This window comes from Cyanobium sp. BA5m-10 (genome assembly GCF_024346255.1).
Lineage (GTDB): Bacteria > Cyanobacteriota > Cyanobacteriia > PCC-6307 > Cyanobiaceae > Cyanobium_A > Cyanobium_A usitatum.
On the sequence record NZ_JAGQCP010000008.1, the window covers coordinates 69155 to 77925 of the forward strand.

Here is an 8771-nt window from a genome sequence, read left to right on the forward strand (position 1 = left end):
GCGGCGGAGGGGCTTGGCTTCATGAAGTTCCAAAATTCACGAGAATTGCCCCGGGCATTCTTTATATCCCTAAGCAGAGCTTAAGCAACGGGGAGGTTGCGCCGGGCTTCTGGTGCTCAAGCAGAGCAAAGAGAACTGGCATCACGAGGTCAATGAAATGCACCAGATCAGGGTGGCTCGAAGCTCGTCCTTTCCGTTGAAACAAAAATCTTTTATGGCCAGCGGATTATGGACAAGGAGACTTGCTTCGATATCAGCTGTTTTAAATCTCTCCACTATTAGCACTTCATTTGCGCAGTCTCTATCTCCACCCTTGCCTCCAATCCATTCATTTACGGATTGCAAATTTGATCCAAATCCTCAGCCCGAATTCCAAGAAATAGAGTCCTGCTTGCAGCGTGATTGGCAATTTCAATCTGTTTCGCTTTCAGCAGACGGAAATCCAAGTATCCGACATATAGCTTGGAAGCTATGGAGGGTCTCAACCCAAGAGCATACGCTATACCAGCTAGAGCAGTATGCATATAACTGCTCCACTGGGTTTATGATTAAACGCTCAGTCCGTAGCTATTTAGATCCAAATCAGGCTGATCTGCCTTTGAAGAAAGCGAATCCCGAGGCTTGGTCGAATACTTTGTTAGAACCCAAGAGTCGTAAAAAATATTGCCCTTAGTGATCGGTGAAGCGCATGGGTATGGGCTAGGCGAACAGAGCGATTTTGTTGAACTCCTAATGTTTATGAAGATGGGCCGATCAAGGCCAAATGCTCATAATAAGAGGCTTGTGACAGGCATAACGGGGCCAACTCTATATCCGAGATTCGGATTTCCTGATCTCAAAGGAGTAAGATGTGGGGATTCAGTCCACTCCCTCGTACTCAGCAACCAATGAAAGCAACTCTCGAAAAGGGCCGTCCCTTTTTTAATTACCAAAAAATTGAAGACCTTGAGGAAGAGCTTGTAAGCGCTATGTATGCCCAAGGGTCGCTGGAAGAGCAAATCGATTCATACAATCCACAAAGCTCGGCACCAAGCGTGCTGATCCAATCATTCATTGACAGCAAGAAAAAGGTTCATGTGATTGAGATGGAAATCAGGCGCTTGCGCTACTCGTTTTAGACCTTATTGAATCCTGGCATTCAGGATCTTGTGATTATTGATAAGTTGTGCGCTTGAGCCCTGGGAAAAGTGCCTTAATTTTTGCACTCTCCTTGAGCATCAAGCTTGCTGCCACGCCTGCCAACCTCTCTACTTCCTTTCTGAAGTCGTACCCATGGTGCATGTTCATGGCGTGCGCCGCTTCATGAATCAGGATTGCAAGAGATTCCGAACCCAAAGGTTCAAGCCAGAAGGCCTGTTCTTCTAGGGCTAATGTTAGTACGTTGTCGATATTCCAGTGGGCTGAGAATTTGGTTGAAGATCCACTACTCAGAGCAACCCTGCCAGTAACACGAGCTTGTGGCGTGGGACAAGAATAGACCAATTGCTGACAAAACCAGACAGCAAACGACAAGCAAGTCTCCACGTGCTTTTGCCCACCCCTCTGGATGATCCAGTTGGAACGTTCATCGCCAGTAATAAGCTTCTCTGAGACACTGAATCCAGATGCAATGGCTTCAGTGGTTTTCTCTTGCTCATCCTTGCGAACCACTTGCATTGCAGAAGGCACGTAGGCCTTGAACATTTCTCGGAAGCCGCCACTGGTCTGAGCCGTGTTCACGATTACGACACCTAGTTCGCGGGCATCCTCATCAAATTGGCGTTCACCCATCTTTGGAACAGAACGGGCAATGTTGGTGCCAAAGGCCTGGTCAATGATTTTGCGTTGAACAGCTTCCTCGCATTTGCGTCCAGCCGTGCCAACCCAATCCTCTTTGATTGTTTCTGGCTGCATTGAATCCAGCAAGGTGGGTAGGCAAGCGGTATGGAGCTTGAGGGGGTAGCCAGACTGGACAGCATCTCGGTTGGGATTCATCGGAACCCGCTGCTGTACATCGCAGTGGAAGCCCATGGTCCACTCAACTGGAGCTACTGGTATTCCCATTTCATAGATGGTTGGTGTTTCATCAGGCCCGGCGTGCACAAGCTGAACCGTGGTCCTCCTGTTGGGTTTCTTCCAGCTTTGGGTTGTGGTGTCGTAGATCTCGGTGGTGAGGCTGGAGGTGATCTCGTGGGCAATGGGTCTTGCGGCGATCACCGAACCATTGACTTCAAGATCGATCCGATAGGGGACAAGAAACCTCTTGAAGTAGTCGTCGAGCTGGTCGCAGACCTCAGCGGCCCAAGGCATCGACATTTTGACTTTGGTTCCACCAAAGGGCAGAAGCCGCCTGCTTTGCCTGCACACCCGTTCGCCGTTCTCTTGCAAGAACTCCAGCCTCTGGGATCCGCTGACCACACAGGCCTGATCGGCAATGCAGAGAGCTTCCTTGAAACCCCGCCCAAAACGGCCCCGCTTGAGATGGCTATCGGTTTTGTTGGTCAGGTAAACGACCCGTAGGTCCCCAAGGTTGTCGATACCAGAGCCGTTGTCCTCACAAACGACCTCAACCTTGCCGTGCGCAAAGAAGTAGCTGAGGCGGATTCGGCCTGACTGCTCATCGGCAAAGGAATCCAGCGAGTTTTGGACCAGCTCCTTGATGAGGTGTTCCGGGGGACGCGCTGCGTTCATCGACGCAAAGCCTTCCGTGCTGATCGAGAGCCAGCCTTGGGTGTCGGTGGTCATGGCTTCTCGCTGACCGGGCGAGCATCAAGCCGCTCAATCAGTTGCTGGAGGCGTAGATCTTGCTGTTGGAGCTGGCTTGTCAGCGATGCCCCAAGAACGCCCAAGGCAGCTAGCCATACAGCCGAGGTGATAGCTACGGCCTTCCAGGGGAAGCCCTGATCAAGGCTGGATTGTTCCTCGTCATCTGAGGTTTTCTTCTCTTTTTTGATCTTGGTGATCAGGACAGGCTCAACCTCAGGTTCCTCCAGGGTCAAGATCAATCGCAGCAAGGCTTCTGGGGTTGCAGGTACGAGGGCTCCACCTGTTTGCTCAATACCCATGGCTGCGGTTAGGGCAGCTCGGGATTGATCCAAGCCACCACCAACCCAGAACAGACCCCAAGCCTTCTTATGGCGGTGGAGCACAACCCAGCGCTCGGGCCTTCTGTCGTTGCGTACGAGTTGGCAAGCCTTCGCTAATGACCAGGTTCTGCCACTACTCACTGAGGGCTCAGAACTCAGCAGGAGCCTGCCTTCTGGGTCTTTGCTGTAACCCGTGGCGAGCTCAAGGGCAAAGACATCCACGATCTGGACCTTGACCCCCTTCTGGTCAGGGGTCCAAGTGGGGCTCATGAAGATCTGGGCTCCTCCAATCCTGTGGAGGCAGTTAGGGGTAAGGGTGTTATCGGGCACCTTGAATTCGTATTTTGAGGTCATTGTGATCCCTCAGGCCGGCATAGACAGGTCCTTCTGGGAATCAGTACATTTTTGATTACACTCAGGTTTTGCCACTTGTGGCTTGGCTAGATCGTTTTTCAGACTGTCGTTTCATTTTCTCAAGCTCTCTACATTTTAGACAGTTTCCCTTAAGATCTCGGAGGGATGCATGCCCGTACTTGCAGGCACTACCTGCATAATAGTTCAGGCCCCTTCGTCTTGCTTCCGATGGATTAATTGGTGGCATTCTATTTTCTACTCGGCCTTGCTCTTCCCTCGCTCTTTGCTGCTCTTTAAGTTCTTTTTCCTTCTTTCTCTTTGCTTGCTCACGGCCTTTTTTAATTTGTGGCGACTCACCCTTGGACTGTTGTCTAGCCTGCCATCTTCTAGTTTTAGCGGCGTCCCAGGAGATTAGATTGCCGTCCCTATCGTAATAAAAGCCAATCTTTTTTCTTAGTTTTCTTGCGGGGCATGAGACATAGAGCTCGTAATTAATTGAATACGCAGAGAGATGCGTGAGGGGGTATCCATTGCATCCGCAAATGCAGATTTTTTTGAAGACTTGTTTCTCAACATTCTTTGCTGCATAAGCGTGGGTCTCTGCGTCATGCCTCGTTCGCCTCGCCTGATCCGCCCACTCGGAGCTCTTGTGATTAGTGCGTGAACCACTCCCGGCTTGCCCCCTAGTGCTTTGATAAGTATTTTTAACAGGATTGCTGGTTAGATCATATGCTCTTCTTTTGTCAGTATTCCCCAAGACCTCCCATGCATTATTGATTCCTAAAATCTGAATGCCATCACCGCCTGCGTCGGGATGGTGCAACTTTGCTTTGGCACGATAGGCTCTCTTGATCTCGTCAAAAGATGCATTCCTTTGAACTCCTAGAATTCTATAGTGATCACTCATCTACGGACAATCTTTGATTTTTTAATGTATGCAAGGCTTATTAGTGCAATGAATATTCCGATCCCATAGGGTATCGTCACTATGCCTAGCGCTAGCCAGGCTAGGCCAACAGGGTTCCACTCCCAAATTGTGCTAAAGCGCTCTGGTGCGTATTCCTGTTCAAATCGAATTGGATTGCTGCAAATATTTTCGGCCATCCTGATCTGCATGTCTATAACCATTTGCTTGTTCATCGTTGAAGGTTTTTCGGTGTACCAGTTACCATTTTTGGATTTGCGACGACGATAAAGACCGTTCTGTCCTGTCTTCCATTTGCCAACAATCATCGCGTGGGTATTGCTGGCCCTGGAACTAACCCACTCCATCTTTCGAACGGCTTCATTCGGATCCAGTTGGAAGTATTCGCTGCCAGGCAATCGCTCTGCCGAGAAGATCTTATGGAGAATGCGTTCCCACTTCTTGTAATCTTCGCAGCTGATGGTTTTAACCAGCTGCGTCGCCGATCCCACCCTTAGGGCTCTTGCTCGGGATTCCCAATTGCTGGTCATGCCTATTTTGTATGTACTTGAGCCCTGATGCCGAATCAAATAAATAATGCCTGTCTCCTTGGCCACTTCCCGGAAATATAAGGGTGCTCAGCTTATCCCAGGGCAGTTTTCAATAGTCTTGGATATTCAACTTTCGCTATCACCTGTAATCAGGAATTCTTTAGGCATTGCCTTCCTTGCCCCACTTGGCCTGGTGCAGGCTGTGGCTTTGGTTTGCGCGGCGTCCGTTCGCTAATTCATCCACGACTACCTAAGAGCTCCCCTCTTTCAATACACCCCCATCATTCGCAACTGAGGCACCTTATTGCGAGTAGCCTCTGTCGCGGTGTTCGTTCAGCCAGTGCATCAGCCGATAGGCGGTAGCGGTCGACGTCTTCACGCCTGCTGTTCTGAGTGCTTCCTCTAGCCCTTTGGCTGTAAGTCTTTGTCCAGGAGCAAGCCGCCTGAGCACCCTTAGGGCGCCGCGTCGTTGTTTGGTTAGGCGTTCCCCCTTGGCGCGCATAGAGCGGCGTACGGCCCTAAGGGGTCTTGGTGGTCTCTTGGGCGTAAGGAGTCGACCTGGCGCTGGTAGCCCCAGCAGGTGGCGCTGAATGTCGCTGACGGCCATTGATCCCAGGCACCACTCGGCTTTCACTACATCAAGGACAGCGTCGATATCGGAGCGGCGTCCGCGGGTTTCTAGCTCTTGGCGGGCAAAGGCGATCCAGCCGCTGGGCCATTTGGTTCCAGGTGGCGGGAATGGCAGCCGGGGTGGAAATGGCCTGCTGTTGGCTTTCTCGGCGGGCGAGTTGTTCATGCCACTTGGCCGACCCAGATTGGCTGCTCCTCAGGTTTCGGTGTTGGCATCGGGGTCAGCGAAACGCGCTTGCGTTCGATGCGCCTTGAGTCGCCATGGCAGTCAACGAGGAGGAGATGTTCCCCCTTGTCGATGCGCCCTGAGGGTGAAGTCCAACCGTTCTTGCCATCGACGTAAACGGGGACGCCACTGGTGGGTGTGGTGGGTTTGTGACCAACCTCACTCCCCATAGGCATTTTTATGCTTTTTTCTTCTTCCTCTTCTCTCTCTCTCTTTTTTAAAGAACAACCCACCACACTCACCATAGACTCTTGAGATCCCTGCTCTAGCAGTGCATTTGGCTGTGGTGGGTTTTGCTGGTGGGTTTGGTCTGGTGGTGAGTTGAACTCACCAACCCCGGGCACATCAAGGGCTATGCCGATATGAGTGGCGAGTTTCTGGTGGGTTGGATGGTGGGTTTGGTAGTGAGTTCCGTGCTGATTTTTGGTGGGTTTGACCCAGGGGAGCTTCTTCAGTTCCCGCCCAAACTTGGTCGTAGAAACGGGGTGTTGGCCTTCGCCTTTCATCCACTCGCTGTAGAGCTTGTACAGGTCAGCAGCTCGGTGAGTGTTTGGTGTGACGATGGTGGAGAAGCGGATGACATGGTCACGCTCCAGGGTCCCCTCGATGGATGCTTCGCGAATAGCGGCGACTTGCCCGCGGTTGCGCAGGGCATCGTTCATCTCGTCTTCAGGCATTGACCAAGCCCACCAGAAAATCCCAGCGGCTTCATTGATGAGCTTGCGCTTGAGTTCTTCGTCTGGGTTGGCGACCGTCTTCTCAAAGCGGAAGGTGACGATCCGACGACCCATGCCTTCGATGCCCCCACCAGAAGCGCCAGGGGTGTCGTTGAAGAATCGCCAGATGACAACTCCAAGGCGCGCGTCGCCAATGTCCTTGTAGAGCTTCCTGACTTCGACCTTCTCGTTGCTGCTGATGCTGTTGAAGACACCCGGATCAGAGATGCGACCTGAGGCGTCAGGATCAAGCGCGATTCGCTTACCGATCAGGCCATGCAGGGCGTTGGCGTTGCCGAAGGAATGGGAGCGAATGAGGCCAACACCAGCGCTACCACCACAGATGGCATGAAGCACTTCGGAGAGTGTTCCCTTGCCGGCCCTCTTTGGCCCGTGAACATCGAACACCAGTTCGTGTCTGAACGGTTCATCGGTGGGCTTGGGAACAAGCGACCAGCGGATTGCAGCACGCAGTAAGCGGATGAGGTCATCAGCTCCCAGGGTCTGTTGGATGAATTCTTTCCAGACCTTGCACTTCGCCCCAGCGTCGTAAGCGAAAGGGAAGCAGAAGGTCAGGTGGTCGTTGCGGTTATGGCCAGCGGTAAATGCCCCATTGCGAACGGTCCCATTAGCGAAGGCCATCAGCCCTGCGACGTCCCATTGATCGACTTCCAGGCGGGCTAGGACTTCAGAGACGATCGAGTCGATAACTGAATTACCGCGGTGACGCCAGCCCATGTGATCCATCCACAGGTGGATGGGGCGCCTGACGGCATCTCGATCTTTACCCGGTACAGCTGTCCAGTGGGAGTCGTCGAAGCGATAGAGACCGTGGTTGGGCCGAATGGCGTAGGTGCCATCAAAGATGGTCCAGGCGGTCAGTGCTTTGTAGTGAGACTCGGTCGGCTCTGGCGACCACATGACGGGAGTATTTTTGTTCTTCCAGGTGATGGCAGGGCGAGCTATGTCCTCTATTGCGCGATAGGCGTCAGCACCGTGGCGGCAGATGAAGTCATCGGCGCCGTTCTTGTCTCCGTTCAGCTCGCATGGCAAAAGCACAACCGAGACGGACGCGCCCTTGTCGGATAGGCGCCTGACCAAGCGGTGGAGAGCTTCGCGGACGGTGTCTTTGACGGTGACATCGCTGTCAAAAACCAAAAGCACCTGGCGCCCAGACCAGTCGATGTCGGCGAGTTCAGGGATCAGCTCTTGGTGCCCAACACGCTTATCCGTCCAGGCATCAACGCCCGACAGGCCGATGGTGGCGAAGCCATGGTGATTTAGGCAGTCGGCTTTTTTCTCGCCTTCTGTGATGCGGAGGAGTTTGCCCTTGCCAAGAGCACCCTTGGGCATCAGCGGGGAGAAGTAGGGGCGGCAGCCACCTCCCTTTGGCGAGAGATACTTTGGGGGCTTTTCGCCTTTGAGCTGATCGGGGTCGGGTTTAAGGCGAAAGAAGGGTTTGCCGTCATGGATGAAGGGTTCGCCTTCGGGGTCGTTCATCGGGACAACCCAGCCGCTTAAGGGGTAGCCCGTTAGCTCTTGGCTTTCCTCAGCGGTGACGACGCGGTAGAGAAGGCGGTAGTGAATTTCCGGCGGCAGTCCTGAGGCGATCAGCTCTTGGGAGGGGAAGGTTGAGAGGGACATGAAGCCTGTCTCTTGGATGCGAGGTCCGGCCCTGAACCGGGGAAAGGGAATACGTGTTCTTCGTTGGATCGGTGGTGTGCGTTTGTGGTTGGGGTTCAGGCCCAATCAATGACCCGCAGCATTGCTTTGCAGTTGGCAGACATTGCAGGAAGCAGCCATCAGATTTGTCCTGCAACGGCTATCGCTGGCACGTGCTCGTCGAGCCACTTGCGGACAGCCCAGCGAACTTCGGCTGCGGCGCTTCTCTCGTGACTGGCGGCTAACAAAAGGAGCCGGTCGTGGTCGTCTGCTGACAGGGCTAACTGAGTCGAAATGACTTGCCGGCCGGCCGCCTTGCTTGTATGTGACATGTAGTTAAACCGTTTCAGCCGCCCACCAGAACGACGAAACCATGCTGGTGTTTGAGTCCCACCTGCTAGCCGAGCACTTCACCTCTGAAATCAATCGGCTCTGGAAAGGCGCTGAGCTCGGCATCACCGAGCGGCTGCAACGCAAGCAGGCGCGACAGCAGGTGAGCTGCGGCAGCGGGGTGCAAAGGGGATAAGCGGGAAAAAGCGGTGACTGCCAGGAAAGATGACGTCTCTGCTGCTGATCAGGCAGCCATGGCAAATGTAGCTGGTTGATGTTCGATTTCCGGGGGTGGTGGATTGATCCAGACCACTTCCGGTTGACGCCAGCAAC

The 8771-nt window shown here is 53.2% G+C and carries 8 protein-coding genes; 2 read left to right on the forward strand and 6 right to left on the reverse strand.

Annotated elements, in window-relative coordinates:
• Positions 1-887 precede the first annotated feature (887 nt).
• Positions 888-1118 (forward strand): hypothetical protein, encoded by a 231-nt coding sequence (locus KBY85_RS05275; protein WP_254960475.1) that lies wholly within the window; start codon positions 888-890, stop codon positions 1116-1118.
• A 34-nt stretch (positions 1119-1152) separates the two neighbouring features.
• On the opposite strand, the gene KBY85_RS05280 is transcribed toward KBY85_RS05275, so the two are convergent.
• The 6 genes from KBY85_RS05280 to KBY85_RS05305 form a co-directional block, all read right to left on the reverse strand.
• The gene (locus KBY85_RS05280; RefSeq protein ID WP_254960476.1) at positions 1153-2724 is read right to left on the reverse strand and encodes an ATP-binding protein; all 1572 of its coding nucleotides are present in this window, start codon (positions 2722-2724) and stop codon (positions 1153-1155) included.
• On the reverse strand, positions 2721-3335 hold the full coding sequence (locus KBY85_RS05285) for a hypothetical protein (protein ID WP_254960477.1): 615 nt from the start codon (positions 3333-3335) through the stop codon (positions 2721-2723). The genes KBY85_RS05280 and KBY85_RS05285 overlap by 4 nt, the downstream gene beginning before the upstream one ends.
• 145 nt (positions 3336-3480) lie before the next feature.
• On the reverse strand, positions 3481-4326 hold the full coding sequence (locus tag KBY85_RS05290) for a J domain-containing protein (RefSeq protein WP_254960478.1): 846 nt from the start codon (positions 4324-4326) through the stop codon (positions 3481-3483).
• Positions 4323-4940, reverse strand: coding sequence for a GIY-YIG nuclease family protein (locus tag KBY85_RS05295; RefSeq protein WP_254960479.1), 618 nt, complete (start codon positions 4938-4940; stop codon positions 4323-4325). The genes KBY85_RS05290 and KBY85_RS05295 overlap by 4 nt, the downstream gene beginning before the upstream one ends.
• A 235-nt stretch (positions 4941-5175) precedes the next feature.
• Complete coding sequence (locus KBY85_RS05300) at positions 5176-5670, reverse strand: hypothetical protein (RefSeq protein WP_254960480.1); 495 nt, start codon at positions 5668-5670, stop codon at positions 5176-5178.
• Positions 5667-8090, reverse strand: coding sequence for a DUF3854 domain-containing protein (locus tag KBY85_RS05305; protein ID WP_254960481.1), 2424 nt, complete (start codon positions 8088-8090; stop codon positions 5667-5669). Before KBY85_RS05305 ends, KBY85_RS05300 begins: the two co-directional genes overlap by 4 nt.
• 391 nt (positions 8091-8481) lie before the next feature.
• Between KBY85_RS05305 and KBY85_RS05310 the strand changes: the two genes are divergently transcribed.
• A complete protein-coding gene (locus KBY85_RS05310; protein ID WP_254960482.1) occupies positions 8482-8634 on the forward strand; it encodes a hypothetical protein in 153 nt (50 codons plus the stop codon).
• Positions 8635-8771 lie beyond the last annotated feature (137 nt).

Coding starts and splice junctions, on each gene's coding strand:
- KBY85_RS05305 (WP_254960481.1), bottom strand. CDS start 8,090: ATGTCCCTCTCAACCTTCCCCTCCCAAGAGCTGATCGCCTCAGGACTG.
- KBY85_RS05285 (WP_254960477.1), bottom strand. CDS start 3,335: ATGAGCCCCACTTGGACCCCTGACCAGAAGGGGGTCAAGGTCCAGATC.
- KBY85_RS05290 (WP_254960478.1), bottom strand. CDS start 4,326: ATGAGTGATCACTATAGAATTCTAGGAGTTCAAAGGAATGCATCTTTT.
- KBY85_RS05300 (WP_254960480.1), bottom strand. CDS start 5,670: ATGAACAACTCGCCCGCCGAGAAAGCCAACAGCAGGCCATTTCCACCC.
- KBY85_RS05275 (WP_254960475.1), top strand. CDS start 888: ATGAAAGCAACTCTCGAAAAGGGCCGTCCCTTTTTTAATTACCAAAAA.
- KBY85_RS05310 (WP_254960482.1), top strand. CDS start 8,482: ATGCTGGTGTTTGAGTCCCACCTGCTAGCCGAGCACTTCACCTCTGAA.
- KBY85_RS05280 (WP_254960476.1), bottom strand. CDS start 2,724: ATGACCACCGACACCCAAGGCTGGCTCTCGATCAGCACGGAAGGCTTT.